Raw genomic sequence first — 17699 nt, 5'->3', positions numbered from 1 at the left:
AGTTGATTGATGAACCAGATCAGTGCAATCATGGTCAGGGCTGCACTTTGCCTGTTCAATCGAACACGACATTTGGGCCAGCTGTCAGTTCCGTCTGAGGCCACTGACAAAGTTGTCTGGACGTGAACCCGATTAGCGGTTACAAGTTGTCCCACGAATTCAGAGCACCGGGAATCTCACGCCCTCGATGAAAAACGCTCTCTTTCGGACTTTTGAAATTCCACAGCCTGACAGGATCAGGATTGGAAGAAGTCATCGTTGCGCCGCATGAGTCCTCGGCGCAACTGCAACACATCGATAGTCGATGTCGTCCCCATACCACGGAGAAACGATCATGAAGTTGTTTTCGAAACTTGCCATTGCGGCATTTACTGCCACCTTGTTCGCAGCACCTGCCAGCGCGAAGAATTTCAAGATCGCCGTCGGCGACAGTGGTGGCAGCAGCCAGGAAGCGACGGGCCTGGGTTTTGTCTCGGCTCTGGAAGAGCTGTCCGGTGGCAAACATACAGCGACGCTTTTTCTCAACGGACAATTGGGTTCAGAGCAGGACACGGTCAATGAAGCGGCGATCGGCACACTGGACATGTCCTTGCTTGCCATCAACAACATCACACCTTTCTCTCCGACTGTCGGTGTGTTCTCACTGCCCTATGTCATCCTGAGCCTGGAAGATGCGGAGAAGCTGACGCAAGGCCCCATCGGTGCAGAACTGACCGAGAACACCATCGAGGACGCAGGTGTCCGCATCATTGCGTGGACCTACACAGGCTTTCGCCGTCTGACCAACTCCAAGAAACCGGTAAAGTCCGTGGCTGATCTTGAAGGGCTGGTCATTCGCGTTCCCAAGAATGAAATCATGATCGATACCTACAAGTCCTGGGGTATCAGCCCAACGCCCATGGCCTGGTCCGAGACCTTCGCCGGCCTGCAGACCAAAGTGGTTGATGGTCAGGACAATCCCTACACCACCATCAATGCAATGAAATTCTACGAAGTGCAGAAGTATGTAACCAACATTCGGTACATCTTCTCCATCGAACCTCTGGTGATTTCCGAGCAGGTTTTTCAGGAACTCTCAGCCGAAGACCAGGATATCGTCCTGAAGGCCGGTGAGGCCGCCACTCAGGCATCGGCAACATTTCTGCGTGAAAAGGAAGCCGAGATCAAGGACATCCTGATCGAGAAGGGCATGCAGATTGACGACCCTGAAAATGACGAAGCCGAGTTCATCGAACTGGCTACCAAGGCGGTATGGCCCAAGTTCTACGAGAGCATCGGTGGCATCGAAAAGCTCAATGCCGTTCTGGCAGAAATCGGCCGCGAACCAGTCGCGGAATAAGGTCTGTCTGGCGGTCATCGAGAGTGCCGGTCTAGACTGGCACTCTCGAATGCCCATCCGTTTTGCCCATGATAACGGGTTGACGGCAGCAGTCCTGACATCGATAGTAACAATACAACCACGAAACAGACAGAGAGTGTAATGAACAGATTCTGGAGCTTTGTCGACAACCTGGAAAGTTATCTTTGCCGCACCTTGCTGGCCACCTTTGTCTGTCTGCTGTTTCTGCAAGTGGTGGTCAGAACACTGTTCAATTTCTCTTTTTCGTGGCTTGAGGAATTGACTGTCTACATGTTTGTCTGGTTCGTGTTTTTCGGTGCAAGCTATGCAGCCAAGATGGCAGCCCACAACCGGGTGACATTCCAGTTCAAGTTTCTGCCGGCTTCCGCCATCAAGTACATCGAGGCCTTTGCGGATCTGTTCTGGATTGCGTTCAATGTCGTGTTCATCTATCTCTCCATCGATTTCATCTTCAACAAGATGAACAAGTTCCAGTCGTCACAGACCATGGGTTTTCATCTGAGCTGGGTGTATATCGTGCTGCCCATTGCGTTCTCGTTGATGACGTTCAGGGTTCTGCAGGTCAATTACAAGAAGCTGGTTCTCAAGCAGGACATGCGCGATCCGGATGCCATCGATCTGGATGAAGTGAAATCGGAAATCGAACGCGGCGAAAGCTGATCAAGAATCAAACGGGAATACTCGGCAATGGAAAGTGAAATCATTCTGATCCTGTTCGGATCTTTTCTGGCACTGCTGTTCATCGGCGCACCGATCACCGTGGCACTGGGGGTGTCCACGCTGATCTCGTTCATCTATCTTGGCGACAACCCGATCAAGTTCGTGCAGATCGCCTTTACGTCGGTAGGCTCGTTCCCCCTGATGGCCTTACCGGCCTTCATACTCGCTGGTGCGCTGATGGAGGCAGCAGGACTGTCCCGGCGATTGATCAACGTGGCGGAGAGTTTTGCCGGCCCGTTTACCGGTGGCATGTCGGCGGCAGCCGTTGTGGCCTGTCTTTTCTTCGGGGCCATTTCCGGGTCCGGGCCCGCTACCACTGCAGCGGTAGGCATGCTGATGATTCCTGCCATGATCGATCGCGGTTACAGCAAGGGCTACGCATCGGCCATCACGGCGTCCTCGGGGGGGCTGGGTATCGTCATCCCGCCCTCCATCCCGATGATCATCTTCGGTATTGCAGCTCTGGGTATGCCGCCGCCTCCAGAGGCTGTCGACAAGTTCGGTGTGTTCCAGACAGTGTCCATTCCCAAGCTGTTCATCGCCGGATTTCTGCCCGCCTTTCTGATAGCAGGCAGCCTGCTGACGATGAACTACTTCCTGTCGAAGAAGCATGGCTACAAGGGGACTACGGAAGGCTGGTCCTCACGTCAGATCTGGTGTGAGCTGTATCGCGGCTTCTGGGCGCTGATGGCACCGGTGGTCATACTCGGTGGTATCTATTCCGGATTCTTCACACCGACCGAAGCCGCCATCGTGGCGATCTTCTATACCTTGATCGTCGGCACATTCATCTATCGCGAGATGAGCTGGAAGAAGCTGTTCACCGCCCTGGAAACCACCACCTGGCTGACAGGGCGTGTGCTGCTGATCATGTTCACCGCCACGGTCTTTGGCCGGCTGCTGGTCGAGAACCAGATCCCGGCGACCATCGCAGAAAGCATGTTGTCGTTCACCAGCAATCTCTACGTGATCTGGACCTTGATCATCGTGTTTCTGTTGTTTGTCGGCATGTTCATGGAGACACTGGCGACCATTCTGATTCTGGTGCCGGTCATGCTGCCGGTAGCCTACAGCGTCGGCATCGACCCCATACACTTTGGTGTGGTCATGATCTGTACCCTGGGCATCGGTTTTCAGACACCGCCACTGGGTGAGAATCTGTTCATTGCCTCGGGCATTTCCAAGATCTCCATCGAGGAGATCTCTCTCAAGGCCTTGCCGTTTGCCGTGGTCAATACGGCTGCCATCTTCATCATCGCGTTCTTCCCGCAGATATCGCTGTGGTTGCCGCGGTACTTCGGCTATTGAGCCTTCAGGAGGCGATGAGCATCATGAGTTCCACGATATCCCGAATGCTGTTCACGACAGATCTGTCTGTCAATTCCACCTATGCCTTGCACCAGGCGATCGGCCTGGCCAGGGCCACCGAGGCGCGCATGCATATCCTGCATGTTGCAGAGCCCATGAGTGAGGACGCACGCATTACCCTGAGGTTGTTCATTCAGGATGAAAAGGCCCGTGAGTCGGCGTTACAGACACGCAAGCAGGCGATCGAACAGGAGCTGGCAGACAGACAGGAACGATTCTGGTCGGCCTTGCCGGAAGACTCGCAGTCGATAAGGCAGCAGGTTGATGAAGTCGAAGTGGTGGAAGGGCATCCGGCGGAAGTGATCTTGCGCCGTGCGAAAGAGCTTGATTCCGATCTGATCGTACTGGGTGCGCACAGTCACGGTTTTTCCCAGACGTTTCTGGGGTCCACCGCCAAGCGCGTCCTGCGCCGGGCAACCATCCCGACGCTGGTCGTACCTTATCGTTCTGACAGGGACTGATCAGTACTGTCTGATGACAAAGTGCTTGCGTGTCTCCTCGATGACTTCCCAGTAGCCCCGGAAGCCATTGGGGATCAGGAAGGCATCACCGGTCTTGTAGGTGTTCGATTCACCGTTTTCGCTGATGAGGCGGCAATGGCCGTAGATGATGTAGCAGAATTCGTCTCTGTCGGTGAAAGCATGCCATTTACCGGGTGTGCTGGTCCAGCTGCCCGCCAGCAGGGACTTGTCTTCACTCTCGAACTGTATCTGCGTTTCATGATGCGGGTCGCCATCGACCACCCTGTCCGGCAAGTCAGCCAGTCGTCGGCTGGAACTGGAGGCGGGTGGGTTGGAGAAGGAGACTACCTGGGTATCCGGCATGGTTGTTTCTCTCGGGTGGCTGGTGATTGAAATGCAGCATCCATTGTATGGGATCGGCCTGTTCCTGAATGAAAGGGGCGTGAAAATATTGCATTACCGTTGAACCATTGCCGTTGAAGTCTATCGTTTGACAAAGACTTGCGTGTGGCGTGTGGCGTGTGGCGTGTGGCGTGTGGCGTGAGATTCCACCCGGATGACGGTGAGCGAAGATGCTGGAGACTCTTCTTTCAGAATTTGGTACGGATCAGGGTTTGCCGATGCTGGTCATTGCCGTGCGGGTTGCGGGAGCAGCCTTGTTCAGTGGCGTGATCGGCCTGGAGCGAGAAATACGCAAGGATACGGCTGGACTCAGGACTCATATGCTCATCGGTACGGCAGCAGCGGTCTTTGCGGTCATAACCATCGAGCTGATGCTGCTGGCGCAGGGCGATTATGGCGCGCTCAGGCTTGACCCTCTGCGTCTGGTCGAGGCGGTGACGGGCGGAGTTGCATTTCTGGCTGCCGGCATTGTCGTCTATACCAAGGGCAATGTGAAGGGGCTGACCACAGGCGCCGGCATGTGGCTGGCAGCGAGCATCGGACTTGCCTGCGGACTCGGGTACTGGTCCATTGCACTGATTGCCTGCGTTGCCGGGATCATCGTCATCGGTTTGCTGCGGCACGTGGAGGTCGCCTGCGGATCGAAGGAGCTGGCCGGGAAGTCGGTAACAGGTTCTCAGTCCTCCAGCGAATAGGGCATCAATTCGCGACTGTTCTGATCGATGGTCAACGCCCGCTTCAGCGGTGGCAAGGCGCGTTGCACACAGTGCTCCCGCTCGCAGATTCGGCAGGATATGCCGATAGGCTCGAAATTCTCCAGGGGTTGGCCGGCGAAATTGTCGCTGTACACGAACTCATCCTTGAAACGGTATTCGCAACCCAGTGCCAATGCGTACTGCTGGGTCGGATCCTTGAAACCGCCGGTGGGTTTGTCCACGGTGCAGGCCAGACAGAGATATTGCACACCATCGGGTGTCTCGGCAAGCTGGCGAATGATCCGGCCCGGAGATTCGAACGCCCGGTGGGCATTCCACAAGGGGCAGGCGGAACCGAAGCGGGCAAATTGCAATCGTGTGGCACTGTGGCGTTTGGTGATGTTTCCTGCGCGATCAAGCCGTGCGAAGAAGATCGGTACACCTGGCAGGCCTGGTCGCTGCAGTGTACTCAAGCGGTGCGAGACCTGTTCGAGGCTGGTCTGGAAGCGATCTGCCATGTCAACCAGGTCGTGGCGCAGCTCGCGAGCCGATTTCTGGAAGCGGGTATAGGGCATCAACAGCGCGCCGGCAAAATAGTTGGCCAGGCCGATTCGGCAGACCTTGTCGGCTTCGGCATTGCCGAACCCGGCCTTTGCGATGATGTCGTTCATCGTGTCTGCCTGTTCCAGCAGGGCTATCTGGTGGGCCATCTGAAAGGCGCGGGTAGATGCCGGATGACGCCTGTTCAAATGCAGTTGTCGAGTCTCGGGGTCATAGGTACGAATGGTCTCGTTATCTGCCAGATCAATGCCGATGCTGACCTTGTGTTGACGTCGCAAGTGTTCCATGAGCAATTGGTCGCGATCGCTGGCGCTGGCATCGAAGAGCTGCTCGGACAGGCTCTCCGCGGCCAGGTCCAGCTCGTGAATATAGTTATCGTTGAAGTGAAAGTAATCGCGCACCTGCTCATAGGACGTCGCCTGCACGATGACGCCCGCTCGGGTGATGGTGTCATCCAGTTCGGCAAGTTGGTCATGCGCGCGTCGCAGTGCCTGATGCATGGAAACCAGCGCCATGGCCACAGCCGGCGAGTTCTGACTGGCAAGACGCAGTTCCCGGCTTGAGGGGCTCCTGTCCTTCAGCAGCGGGTCGGCGAAGACTTCGGTCAGAGTTGCCAGCAGGCGATCACTGTCCTGTCTGGAGAGGCTGGCAATATCGACGGAGAAATGCTCGGCCAGACCCAGCAGTACCGTGGCGGTGGCGTGCCGCTGGTTGTTTTCCAGCTGGTTCAGATAGCTGGTGGAAATGCCCAGCCGCTCGGCAAAACGCGCTTGCGTCAGGCGGTGCTCTTCACGCAGCGCACGCAGTTTTTCACCAATGAAGAGTTTGTGTCCTCGCATTTCGCAAGTTTACTATTTGTAAACTGTGTTTTGCAATATTCACAACGGGACGCCTTAATACAGTTGCCATGAGACTCGAAAATTGCAATGGTTGTCAGATACCAATGAGGAGTAGCAACCATGAATGCCATCACGCAGGAGTTGGAGAATCGGCGAGCGAAGGCTCGTCTCGGTGGTGGGCAGGCGCGGATCGACAAGCAACATGCCAAGGGCAAGCTGACAGCGCGCGAACGCATCGATGTTCTGCTTGATGACGAGTCGTTCGAAGAATACGACATGTACAAGACGCATCGTTGCACGGATTTCGGCATGGCCGATGACCGACCGCCGGGTGATGGTGTTGTCACGGGCTGGGGCACGATCAATGGTCGACCCGTCTATGTCTTTTCGCAGGACTTCACCGTATTCGGCGGTTCGCTGTCGGAAACCCATGCGGAGAAGATCTGCAAGGTCATGGATCTGGCCGTACAGAACGGTGTGCCCGTGATCGGGCTCAATGATTCGGGTGGCGCTCGAATCCAGGAAGGCGTGGCGTCTCTGGGAGGCTACGCCGAAGTGTTCTACCGCAATGTACAGGCCTCGGGAGTCATCCCGCAGATCTCGGTCATCATGGGCCCCTGCGCGGGAGGCGCGGTGTACTCACCGGCCATGACCGACTTCATCTTCATGGTCAGGGACACCAGCCACATGTTCGTCACCGGTCCTGACGTCGTGAAGACCGTGACCAATGAGGTGGTGACGGCCGAGGAACTGGGTGGCGCCGGTACGCATACCAAGACCTCGTCAGTGGCAGATGGCGCATTCGACAATGATGTCGATACCCTGCTCGAGATACGGCGCCTGTACGATTTCCTGCCTCAGTCCAGTCGCACCGCCGCGCCCGTCGTCGAGACCACTGATCCGTTTGATCGACTGGAGCCGGCGCTCGATACCCTGGTTCCGGATGACTCAAGCAAGGCCTATGACATGAAAGAGGCCGTGCGCAGTATTGCCGACGAAGGCAATTTCTTCGAGATCCAGGCTGATCATGCCGGTAATATTCTGTGCGGATTCATTCGCATCAATGGCGAGAGCATCGGTGTGGTGGCCAATCAGCCGATGGTGCTGGCGGGCTGTCTCGATATCCAGAGTGCTCGCAAGGCCGCGCGATTTGTCCGATTCTGCGACGCCTTCAATATCCCCCTGTTGACACTGGTCGATGTGCCGGGTTTTCTGCCGGGAACCGCTCAGGAATACGGTGGCATCATCAAGCACGGTGCCAAGCTGTTGTTTGCCTATGCCGAAGCCACAGTGCCGAAGGTGACCGTCATCCTGAGAAAGGCCTACGGCGGCGCCTATGACGTCATGGCGTCCAAGCACATCCGTGCCGATGTGAATTATGCCTGGCCGACTGCCGAGATTGCGGTCATGGGGGCCAAGGGGGCGGCGGAGATTCTGTACCGCAGCGAGTTGGGTGATCCCGAGAAGATTGCAAAGCGCACGCTCGACTATGAAGAACGGTTTGCCAATCCCTTCATCGCTGCGCAACGCGGTTTCATCGATGAAGTGATTCAGCCGCATTCGACGCGGCGCCGGGTGGGCCGGGCGTTCGAATTATTGAAGAACAAATCGACCGTACGTCCTGACAGAAAACACGACAACATTCCACTGTGAGGCAGAAGCACATGTTTTCAAGAATACTTGTTGCCAACCGTGGCGAAATTGCCTGTCGTGTCTTCGCGACAGCGAAGCGAATGGGGATTCCCACGGTAGCCATTCATTCGGATGTCGACGCCGAAGCCCTGCATGTGAAAATGGCCGATACGGCCGTTGGCATCGGTGGCAAGACGGCGGCCGAAAGTTATCTGGATATCGACAAGGTCATCGATGCCTGTCGCCAGAGCGGCGCCGATGCCGTGCATCCCGGCTATGGTTTTCTGTCGGAAAATGCGGAGTTTTCCGAACGGCTGGCAAAGGAAGGCATTACCTTCATCGGCCCGTCTGCCCACGCCATACTGTGCATGGGAGACAAGATCACCTCGAAGAAGCTCTCGGCGGAGGCCGGTGTCAATACCGTGCCGGGATTCATGGGCATCATCGATGATGCTGATCAGTGCGTGCGAATCTCCTCGGATATCGGCTACCCGGTCATGATCAAGGCCAGCGCCGGTGGTGGTGGCAAGGGAATGCGGATTGCCTGGAATGATGACGAAGCAAGGGAAGGCTTCGAGCGGTCGCGCTCGGAAGCAAAGTCGTCATTTGGTGATGACAGGATCTTCGTCGAAAAATTCATCACGCAACCCCGGCACATCGAAATACAGGTGATGGCAGACAGCCACGGCAACTGCATCTACCTTGGTGAGCGCGAATGCTCCATTCAGCGACGCAACCAGAAGGTGGTGGAAGAGGCGCCTTCACCATTTCTCGACGAGGCCACCCGTCGTGCCATGGGCGAGCAGGCGGTCGCGCTGGCCCGTGCCGTGGAGTATGTCAGCGCAGGGACCGTTGAATTCATCGTCGACAGTCAGAAGCAATTCTATTTTCTGGAGATGAACACGCGCTTGCAGGTCGAGCATCCGGTTACCGAACTGATTACCGGCGTTGATCTGGTTGAACAGATGATTCGCGTGGCGGCCGGCGAGAAGCTGAGCATGGCACAGGATGATGTCAAATTGACCGGCTGGGCCATCGAGAGTCGTCTTTATGCCGAAGATCCGAAACGCAACTTTCTGCCCTCCATTGGCCGGTTGGCACGTTATCGTCCACCACAGACCCTGACGACAGCCGAGCATGTCGTGCGCAACGATACCGGTGTCGAGGAAGGGGGCGAGATCTCGATGTATTACGACCCGATGATTGCCAAGCTCTGCACCTGGTCGACCACGAGGGAAGCCGCCATCGATGACATGTCCCGAGCCCTTGGCCAGTTCGATCTGGCCGGTGTGGGCAACAACCTGCAGTTTCTGTCCTCGATCATGAAACACCCACGTTTTCGCACCGGTGATCTCAGCACGGCATTCATTGACGAGGAATATCCGGATGGTTTCCATGATACGGATCCGCCAGCCGAGACCATGGCGCTGTTCGCGGTAGCCGCCGCGGTGATCGAGCACGCATCGTCACGCTCGCCTGCAATCAACCGTGATTCTGCCGTACTGTGCGGAAAACCGGCCAGTGCATCGCGCGATGTCGTGGTCATCATCGGGCAATCACAAACCCGACTGCAGGTGACAAACAGCGATGATGGTCTGGTGTTGCAGGATGAAACGGGCAAGGCCACGACAGCCTCCACCGATTGGACCGCAGGCCAGACGATTGCCACGATTCGTATCGACGGCAGGGAACATGATTTCAAGCTATGGCCTCGGGTGGCAGCGCTGGGGTTGGAACACGGTGGTTATCTGGTCAAGGCACAGGTGCTCAGTCCGCGCAAGGCGGAACTGGCGGCGCTGATGCCGATCAAGGCAGCGGCCGACCTGTCGAAGTTCCTGCTTTGCCCCATGCCGGGCCTGGTCACGACACTGATGGTCAAGGAAGGTGATCCGGTCGAACCCGGTCAGCCACTGGCGATTGTCGAAGCAATGAAGATGGAGAACGTGCTGCAGGCGGAAAAGTCCGGTGTGGTGTCGAGAATTCCAGTTGCCGCAGGTGATAGTCTGATGGTGGATGACATCATCATGGAGTTTGAGACATGAGCGACGCTAAAGATCAATGGGCCAGCATTGCCCAACGCGAGTTGAAGGATCGTCCGCTGGAATCCATCACCACGCAGACGCCTGAGGGGATCAGTATCCAGCCCTTGTACACAGCTGAAGATTGCCCTGAGGAAGCTGCCGATGCGCTGCCGGGAGTTGCACCTTTCGTACGCGGTGTGCGAGGTACGATGTATACCGGCAGGCCATGGACAATACGTCAATACGCCGGTTTCTCCACCGCCGAAGAGTCCAATGCCTTCTATCGCAAGAATCTGGCGGCAGGACAGAAAGGCCTGTCGGTCGCCTTCGATCTGGCCACCCATCGCGGTTACGACAGTGATCATGAGCGGGTAGTCGGGGATGTCGGCAAGGCGGGAGTAGCCATCGACAGTGTCGAGGACATGAAGATCCTGTTTGATGGCATCCCGCTGGACCAGATGTCAGTGTCCATGACCATGAACGGAGCGGTTCTGCCGGTGCTGGCCATGTTCATCGTGGCTGGCGAGGAGCAGGGCGTGGATCGTGCGGTGTTGAGCGGTACGGTGCAGAACGATGTGCTCAAGGAGTTCATGGTTCGCAACACCTACATCTATCCACCTGAGCCTTCGATGCGCATCGTGGCCGACATCATCGAATACACCTCGAAGGAAATGCCGCGCTTCAACTCGATTTCCATTTCGGGCTACCACATGCAGGAGGCCGGCGCCAACCTGGCACAGGAACTGGCGTATACACTGGCTGACGGAATGGAGTATGTGCGTGCCGCTCAGTCGAAGGGGCTGGATATCGACGCATTTGCCGGTCGATTGTCGTTCTTCTTCTGTATCGGTATGGACTTCTTCATGGAAGTGTCCAAGTTGCGCGCAGCGCGTGCGCTGTGGGCGCGCATCATGACCGACCTGGGAGCACAGAAGGAAAGCTCCAAACTGCTGCGGACTCATTGCCAGACCTCTGGTGTGTCACTGACCGAACAGGATCCGTACAACAATGTGGTCAGAACTGCCTATGAGGCACTGGCGGCAGTGCTCGGCGGAACCCAGTCCCTGCATACCAATTCCTTTGACGAGGCCATCGCGCTACCGACAGAGACATCGGCAAGAATTGCGCGCAATACGCAGCTGATATTGCAGCATGAGACGGGCGTGACACGAACGGTCGATCCGCTTGGCGGGTCCTACTATGTGGAATCACTCACGGCCGAACTGATGGACAAGGCCTGGGAGATGATTCAGGAGATCGAATCCTACGGCGGCATGACGAAGGCATTGCTCGACGGATTGCCCAAGCGACGGATCGAAGAGGCTGCCACCGGTAGGCAGGCGAGGGTGGACAAGGGGGATGATGTCATCGTCGGTGTCAATCGCTACCGGCTTGACGAAGAAGGTGCGATCGATGTGCATCAGGTGGACAATACGTCCGTGCGCCGACAGCAACTGGAACGCCTCGGGAGGATCCGGCAGAGTCGCGACAGCGAGGCGTGTTCTGCCTCGCTGCAACGCCTGACGGAAGTTGCCGAATCCCGTTCCGGCAATCTGCTGGAAGCGGCGGTGGAAGCGGCGCGTCATCGTGCCACACTGGGTGAGATATCCGATGCTCTGGAGGCATCCTTCGGGCGTCATCAGGCCAGAGCAGAGGTGGTCTCTGGCGTCTACGACAGCCAGAGTGACACGTCGGCCGAATACGTGAACGTCAAACGTCGTGTGACGGATTTCCGGGACACCCACGGCAGGCCCCCTCATCTGCTGGTGGCCAAGATGGGGCAGGACGGGCATGACCGGGGAGCCAAGGTCATTGCTTCCTCATTCGGTGACATCGGTTTCAAGGTCGGCATGTCGGAACTGTTCATGACACCCGCTGAAGTGGCAAGCCTGTGTGTCGAGGAAAATGTCGATGTCGTGGGTGTCTCCAGTCTGGCGGGTGGTCACCAGACGCTCATTCCCCAGCTCATCGAACTGCTGGCCGAGCAGGGCCGAGAGGATATCAAGGTGGTGTGCGGAGGCGTCATTCCCGAACAGGATTATCAGGCTCTGCGCGATGCGGGAGTTGCCGAGATATTCGGTCCGGGCACGAATGTAGTGGATGCGGCCAATGCGGTTCTGGGGCAGGTCCTGGGCGAACGTCGCAACCGCTGATTCACGGCACTGTGGTCAGAGTCATCATCTGATTCACGGCACAGTTGTCAGAGTCATCATCAGGAGGTCAGTCCGCTTCAGGCAGTCAAGCACGAAATCAGGTGTGATGACACGCATCCGAGCGGACCGGATGCTGTCGGGAAAAAACCGGTGTTGAGCGCTCGGCAAGGAGGGCTCAACCGAAAAAGGAGAGAATCATGAGCAGTCACGATGAAGTGCTTCGTCGTTCACTTGAGGACCCGGAAGCGTTCTGGGCAGAGCAGGCCGAGTCTGTTCACTGGTACAGGAAATGGGACAAGGTACTTGATAGCAGTGATGCACCGCTGTATCGCTGGTTCTCCGGCGGCCAGCTCAATACCTGCTACAACGCGCTGGATGTGCATGTGGAACAAGGGCGTGGAGAGCTGACCGCACTGATCTACGACAGCCCGGTAACCGATACAAAACGTAGCTACACTTATGTCGACCTCAGGGACAGGGTTGCAAAACTGGCAGGGGCCATGCAGGAGCAGGGTGTAGGTCGTGGCGATCGAGTCATCATCTACATGCCGATGATTCCGGAGGCCGTCATGGCCATGCTGGCCTGTGCCCGCCTGGGTGTCATTCATTCTGTCGTGTTCGGCGGGTTTGCAGCCAACGAACTGGCGGTTCGTATCGATGATGCCCGGCCGAAGATGATTCTGAGCGCCTCCTGCGGAATCGAAGGCAGCCGTGTCATTGCCTACAAGCCTTTGCTGGATGCCGCCATCGATGCCGCGACACACAAACCCGAGCGTTGTATCGTCTTGCAGCGTGAACAGTTGACGGCTGACATGGATGCGCCAAGAGATCTGGACTGGCAGAGTGCCGTCGATACAGCGACTCCCTGTGACTGTGTGCCGGTCGATGCAACGGATCCCTTGTACATTCTCTACACCTCCGGTACGACCGGCCAGCCCAAGGGGGTGGTCCGAGACAATGGTGGTCATGCAGTAGCGCTCACATGGAGCATGAAGAACATCTACAACATGCAACCGGGTGATGTCTTCTGGGCGGCGTCCGACGTGGGCTGGGTTGTGGGACATTCCTATATTGCCTATGCACCCTTGCTGTATGGCTGCACCACACTGGTCTATGAAGGCAAGCCGGTCGGCACACCCGATCCGGGTGCTTTCTGGCGTGTGATTGCCGAGCATGATGTGCGCACCCTGTTCACGGCGCCGACTGCCTTTCGGGCCATTCGCAAGGAAGACCCGGAGGCAGCCTGTCTGGCCAGGCATGACACCAGCCGATTGCGGGCACTTTTTCTGGCGGGGGAACGCTGTGATCCGGACACCCTGTTCTGGGCTCAGCAGAAGCTGGGTATTCCCGTGATCGATCACTGGTGGCAGACAGAGACCGGCTGGGCCATCGCGGCCAATTGTCTCGGGCTGGAAGAGTTGCCAGTCAAGCCCGGGTCACCGTCGCGGGCTGTGCCCGGCTATGACGTGCGCATACTCGACGAAGCGGGTGGTCCGGTGCCCGCCGGCGACATGGGCAGTATCGCCATCAAATTGCCCCTGCCACCAGGCTGTCTGCCGACTCTCTGGCAGAATGATGATCGCTACAAGCAGGCGTATCTCACGACCTATCCGGGTTATTACCTGACCGGTGATGCGGGATTCATGGATGAAGAGGGTTATCTGTACATCATGAGCCGCACCGATGATGTCATCAATGTGGCTGGGCATCGACTCTCGACCGGAGCGATGGAGGAAGTGCTGGCCTCTCATCCGGATGTGGCCGAATGCGCTGTCATCGGACCCCATTGTCCACTCAAGGGGCAGGCTCCACTGGGTCTGGTAGTACTGAAGGCCGGGGTGGATCGTCCCGATGCGGATATCGTGAGCGAGCTGATTCAACTGGTGCGGGACAGGATCGGTCCTGTCGCGGCCTTCAAGGATGCTGTCGTTGTCGAGCGTTTGCCCAAGACACGTTCGGGCAAGGTATTGCGAGCCACGATGAAGCAACTGGCCAATGGCGAAGACTACAAGGTGCCGCCGACCATCGATGATCCGGAGATTCTGGGCGAACTGGCCCGTTCACTCGACCCGATCGGCTACCCTCGGCATTGACAGCACGGCCCGCCCGATCGGAATCCGCGGTGACCGTACCGTCTGCGATCCGATCGGGCCTCGGTGCGGCAGTTCAGGGCTGAGACTCGAACAGGTCTCGGTGCTGGTGCTGACGGCTGAGATTCCATTCGGGGGCGCGGTGACCGTACCGCCTGCGATCCGATCGGGAGTCGCGTGGGCGGGTATTGTCTGCGCCCCCGTTGGATGAAGGCTTTTGCCTTGACACCACCTGTCAAATCACGGTTCTCCGGGCTGTTTCGGGATATCCTTGACGTTTCAAGTGATCGCCATACCGTCAAGCATGTTGAAGCGCCCCAGGTCTGCCAGTACCTTGCCCCGAACGCAACAAGACACGGGCAACGGAGTTGTTCTGTCCATTGACAGTGTGACTCGTCGGTTTGGTGCCGAACCGGCGGTGGATCGCTTGTCACTGAATGCCGAGCCGGGCGAGTGCATTGTTGTTCTGGGCGCATCCGGCTGCGGCAAGAGTACCTTGTTGCGCATGGTGGCAGGTCTGGAGCGAGCGGATGAAGGCACCATCAGTCTGGATGGAAACATCGTGTCCGGACCTCGGACTTTCACACCGACCGAGGAAAGAGGTGTTGGGGTTGTATTTCAATCCTATGCGCTGTGGCCTCATCTGGATGTGGCTGCCCACGCACGGTTTCCACTGGATGCCGCGGGCATGCGCGGCACACAGGCAAGACGTCAGGTAGCCGAAGCACTGGAAATGGTCGGTTTGCAGGATCTGGCGGATCGGCGTCCTGCCGAGCTGTCAGGCGGTCAGCGACAGAGAGTGGCGCTGGCGCGTTGTCTGGCGCAGTCGGCCAGATTGATACTCATGGATGAACCCCTGGCGAACCTGGACCCTCACCTTCGAGGGACAATGGAACATGAGATCAACCGGGTACGTCATGATACCGGTGCGACCATGCTGTACATCACGCACGATCAGCGAGAAGCGATGGCCCTGGCAGATCGCATTGCTGTTCTGGATAACGGTCGTCTGCAACAGATTTCAACACCAGAGCAGTTGTATCGGGAACCGGCCAATCGCACGGTTGCCGGATTCATCGGCTCAGGTTGTTTTCTCGACGCCCGACTTGTCGGACAGGGCCTGAATGCCGATCAGACGCTGGAGGTGGATATCGGCGGCCGTATCATCCCTGTGCGCGCCAGGGCTCGACCTGATCATGACAAGGTGTTGCTGTTGGTACGGCCCGAGGATGTCCGGCTGAGCGATGCCACGGCGTCAGCCGACAGGCCGACTGCCCGGGTGATGTCGGATGTGTATCGGGGTGACCATCACGAACTGGGTCTGCAGCTGCATTCAGGTCAGTTTCTGCAGGCCAGAAGTCGATACGGCTGGCCGCAAGGTATCGAGGTCAGTGTCGACATCAGCGATGCCTGGCTGGTGCCGGCATGACGCGGCAGATCGTGCTCGTCACGGCGCTCAAGTCATCAAGTGGAGTTGTGGAGTTGTGGAGTTGTGTAGTTGTGGAGCTGAGGGGCTGAGGAGCTGAGGGGCTGAGGGGCTGAGGAGCTGAGGGGCTGAGGGGCTGAGGGGCTGAGGAGCTGAGGAGCTGAGGGGCTGAGGGGCTGAGGGGCTGAGGGGCTGAGGAGCTGAGGGGCTGAGGGGCTGAGGGGCTGAGGAGCTGAGGAGCTGAGGAGCTGTCAGGCCCAGGGCACCACACCGGCGGGTAGCCGTCTGGCAAACAGACGAAGCAATGACATCATGACGATCGTTGCAATGATGACCGTTACCGACATGGCCGCTGCCAGCGTCGTATAGCCACCATCCTCGTAGTTGAAAATGACAGTGCCGATGGTCTCGTTGCCGCTGGACCACAACAGTGCCGACACGGTGATCTCGTTGTACGCAGTCAGAAATACCAGTATGGCCCCGGAGACCGCCGGGGCGGCCAGCAGCGGGGCCTGGATACGCGTCAGTCTGCGCAGGTAACTGGCGCCACAGACCCTGGCTGCATCATCCAGAGCATCATCCAGCTGGCTGGAGGCGCTGACCACCGGTTTGAGGCCAACAGCCAGGAAAACCGCTACATAGGCCAGACCGATCAGAGTCAGTGTGTTGTACAAGGAAACGTTCAGCAGCGGCAGAGGGCGCAGGAAGGTCAGGATGAAGGCCACTGACATGACGATACCCGGGACGGAATAGGCCAGATCGGCCTGTACCGCGGATGCGGTGGCCACACGCCGTTGCCAGCCTGATGGCCGAGTCAATGTGAAGGCAAGGGGAATGGCGATCAGGGCAATGCACAAGGCAGCAATGGACGCTACCAGTGTGGAATTGGCAAAGGCGCGCAGAGTGACGGCTTGTTCACCGACCACCGCCACGAAGTGTGAAAACGTCAGGGTGTCCAGACTCAGTGCAACTCCGTAGGTGGGTACCAGCGCCGAGCTCAGCAGTGAGAGCAGCGGGAATGCCAGGGTCAGGGCGACAAAGCACCACAGCAGGCATTCGGCCAGCGTGGGCCAGCCCTGATGGCTCGTGTTCAGCTGATCGATGGTCGCGCCAACGCCGGGTACCGTGCGTCTGGCGCGCGCCAGCCACCACCAGGAAACCAGCACCAGCAGGAGTGCCAGCAAGGCAAGGATGGTGGCAATGGCCGCGACTTCATCCAGTACGTCCGGGCCGAAGCTGGCGAGTTTCTGCCAGATCAGCACAGGCAGGGTGGTGTATCTCGCAGGCACCCCGATCAGTGCATTGATTCCGAAATTTCCCAGTGCCGCGATGAAGGACAGTGTGGCCGCACCTATCATGGAGGGGGCCAGCAGTGGCAGCACGATGCGCCGCACCGTCAGAGACCGTGACGCTCCCGATACGCGAGCGGCTTCCAGAAGATCTGCGGGTAGAGAGCGCAAACTGGACTGTACGATGATCACGACCAGCGGGAAGTGCTGCAATGCCAGCAGCGTGATCAACCCGCCAACCGTGTGCACCGGGTTGTGGGAGCCGGCCGCAGGCGCCAGACCAACCCAGGACAGGACGCTGCTGCTGGGTCCCAGTGCCTGAGTCCAGGCAATGGCCGTGACATGCGGCGGTATCATCATGGGGAGCAACAGGAGAAATACCAGCAGGCCTCGCCAGCGCAATGAAGCCAGGCGCAGGGTGAGAGCAATGGCTGTACCAAGCAGCGTTGCCAGAACGGCGGAAATGGCAGCACTGCTCAGTGAATGCCGCAGTGCTCGCAGCACCCTGGTTTCACCCATGGCTGCGATCACCCCATCGACGCCATGGCTCAGCAGCGCCGCCAGAGGCAGGCCGCACAGCAAAGTGAGCGCCAGTGCCAGCAGCAGCGGTGCGAATCGCTCCGCTGAACCGGCTTCAGTAAGTCTGCTCAATCGTCAAACAATTCCGAGAAGTGTTCCCTGG

The 17699-nt window shown here is 57.9% G+C and carries 13 protein-coding genes; 10 read left to right on the top strand and 3 right to left on the bottom strand.

Features of this window, described 5'->3' with window-relative positions:
- The first annotated feature begins 334 nt into the window (after positions 1-334).
- From ACUNV4_RS22070 to ACUNV4_RS22055, 4 genes are all read left to right on the top strand, one after another.
- On the top strand, positions 335-1339 hold the full coding sequence (locus ACUNV4_RS22070; RefSeq protein ID WP_430880792.1) for a TRAP transporter substrate-binding protein: 1005 nt from the start codon (positions 335-337) through the stop codon (positions 1337-1339).
- Between the two features lie 141 nt (positions 1340-1480).
- The gene (locus ACUNV4_RS22065) at positions 1481-2020 is read left to right on the top strand and encodes a TRAP transporter small permease (RefSeq protein WP_430880791.1); all 540 of its coding nucleotides are present in this window, start codon (positions 1481-1483) and stop codon (positions 2018-2020) included.
- A 27-nt stretch (positions 2021-2047) separates the two neighbouring features.
- Positions 2048-3388 (top strand): TRAP transporter large permease, encoded by a 1341-nt coding sequence (locus ACUNV4_RS22060; RefSeq protein ID WP_430880790.1) that lies wholly within the window; start codon positions 2048-2050, stop codon positions 3386-3388.
- A 23-nt stretch (positions 3389-3411) separates the two neighbouring features.
- Positions 3412-3909 (top strand): universal stress protein, encoded by a 498-nt coding sequence (locus ACUNV4_RS22055; protein ID WP_430880789.1) that lies wholly within the window; start codon positions 3412-3414, stop codon positions 3907-3909.
- Here the strand turns inward: ACUNV4_RS22055 and ACUNV4_RS22050 are convergent, their stop codons facing one another.
- Positions 3910-4272 carry a cupin domain-containing protein gene (locus ACUNV4_RS22050; protein ID WP_430880788.1) on the bottom strand — a complete coding sequence of 121 codons (363 nt, stop codon included), beginning with the start codon at positions 4270-4272 and terminating at the stop codon, positions 3910-3912.
- A gap of 209 nt (positions 4273-4481) precedes the next feature.
- On the opposite strand from ACUNV4_RS22050, the gene ACUNV4_RS22045 reads away from it, so the two are divergent.
- Entirely contained in the window at positions 4482-5006 is a 525-nt protein-coding gene (locus ACUNV4_RS22045; protein WP_430880787.1) for an MgtC/SapB family protein, read from the top strand.
- Here the strand turns inward: ACUNV4_RS22045 and ACUNV4_RS22040 are convergent.
- The gene (locus ACUNV4_RS22040; RefSeq protein ID WP_430880786.1) at positions 4988-6406 is read right to left on the bottom strand and encodes a helix-turn-helix domain-containing protein; all 1419 of its coding nucleotides are present in this window, start codon (positions 6404-6406) and stop codon (positions 4988-4990) included. The genes ACUNV4_RS22045 and ACUNV4_RS22040 overlap by 19 nt on opposite strands.
- A gap of 120 nt (positions 6407-6526) precedes the next feature.
- Between ACUNV4_RS22040 and ACUNV4_RS22035 the strand changes: the two genes are divergently transcribed.
- From ACUNV4_RS22035 to ACUNV4_RS22015, 5 genes are all read left to right on the top strand, one after another.
- Entirely contained in the window at positions 6527-8059 is a 1533-nt protein-coding gene (locus tag ACUNV4_RS22035) for an acyl-CoA carboxylase subunit beta (protein WP_430880785.1), read from the top strand.
- 11 nt (positions 8060-8070) lie between these two features.
- Complete coding sequence (locus ACUNV4_RS22030; protein WP_430880784.1) at positions 8071-10080, top strand: acetyl-CoA carboxylase biotin carboxylase subunit; 2010 nt, start codon at positions 8071-8073, stop codon at positions 10078-10080.
- Positions 10077-12212, top strand: coding sequence for a methylmalonyl-CoA mutase (gene scpA, locus ACUNV4_RS22025; RefSeq protein ID WP_430880783.1), 2136 nt, complete (start codon positions 10077-10079; stop codon positions 12210-12212). Before ACUNV4_RS22030 ends, scpA begins: the two co-directional genes overlap by 4 nt.
- A 197-nt stretch (positions 12213-12409) precedes the next feature.
- Positions 12410-14305, top strand: coding sequence for a propionyl-CoA synthetase (locus tag ACUNV4_RS22020; RefSeq protein WP_430880782.1), 1896 nt, complete (start codon positions 12410-12412; stop codon positions 14303-14305).
- Between the two features lie 268 nt (positions 14306-14573).
- Positions 14574-15731, top strand: a complete 1158-nt coding sequence (locus ACUNV4_RS22015; RefSeq protein WP_430880781.1) for an ABC transporter ATP-binding protein — start codon at positions 14574-14576, stop codon at positions 15729-15731.
- 248 nt (positions 15732-15979) lie between these two features.
- On the opposite strand, the gene ACUNV4_RS22010 is transcribed toward ACUNV4_RS22015, so the two are convergent.
- Positions 15980-17668 (bottom strand): ABC transporter permease, encoded by a 1689-nt coding sequence (locus tag ACUNV4_RS22010; protein ID WP_430880780.1) that lies wholly within the window; start codon positions 17666-17668, stop codon positions 15980-15982.
- Positions 17669-17699 lie beyond the last annotated feature (31 nt).

The organism is Granulosicoccus sp. 3-233, from assembly GCF_052681095.1.
The sequence above is the reverse complement of the archived record's forward strand: the minus strand, read 5'-3'. Positions and strand labels throughout refer to the sequence as shown.

What these genes read in the sequence shown, in the direction of transcription:
- ACUNV4_RS22050 (WP_430880788.1), bottom strand. Translation starts at nt 4,272, where the DNA reads ATGCCGGATACCCAGGTAGTCTCCTTCTCCAACCCACCCGCCTCCAGT.
- ACUNV4_RS22040 (WP_430880786.1), bottom strand. Translation starts at nt 6,406, where the DNA reads ATGCGAGGACACAAACTCTTCATTGGTGAAAAACTGCGTGCGCTGCGT.
- ACUNV4_RS22045 (WP_430880787.1), top strand. Translation starts at nt 4,482, where the DNA reads ATGCTGGAGACTCTTCTTTCAGAATTTGGTACGGATCAGGGTTTGCCG.
- ACUNV4_RS22030 (WP_430880784.1), top strand. Translation starts at nt 8,071, where the DNA reads ATGTTTTCAAGAATACTTGTTGCCAACCGTGGCGAAATTGCCTGTCGT.
- ACUNV4_RS22035 (WP_430880785.1), top strand. Translation starts at nt 6,527, where the DNA reads ATGAATGCCATCACGCAGGAGTTGGAGAATCGGCGAGCGAAGGCTCGT.
- scpA (WP_430880783.1), top strand. Translation starts at nt 10,077, where the DNA reads ATGAGCGACGCTAAAGATCAATGGGCCAGCATTGCCCAACGCGAGTTG.
- ACUNV4_RS22070 (WP_430880792.1), top strand. Translation starts at nt 335, where the DNA reads ATGAAGTTGTTTTCGAAACTTGCCATTGCGGCATTTACTGCCACCTTG.
- ACUNV4_RS22065 (WP_430880791.1), top strand. Translation starts at nt 1,481, where the DNA reads ATGAACAGATTCTGGAGCTTTGTCGACAACCTGGAAAGTTATCTTTGC.
- ACUNV4_RS22020 (WP_430880782.1), top strand. Translation starts at nt 12,410, where the DNA reads ATGAGCAGTCACGATGAAGTGCTTCGTCGTTCACTTGAGGACCCGGAA.
- ACUNV4_RS22055 (WP_430880789.1), top strand. Translation starts at nt 3,412, where the DNA reads ATGAGTTCCACGATATCCCGAATGCTGTTCACGACAGATCTGTCTGTC.
- ACUNV4_RS22060 (WP_430880790.1), top strand. Translation starts at nt 2,048, where the DNA reads ATGGAAAGTGAAATCATTCTGATCCTGTTCGGATCTTTTCTGGCACTG.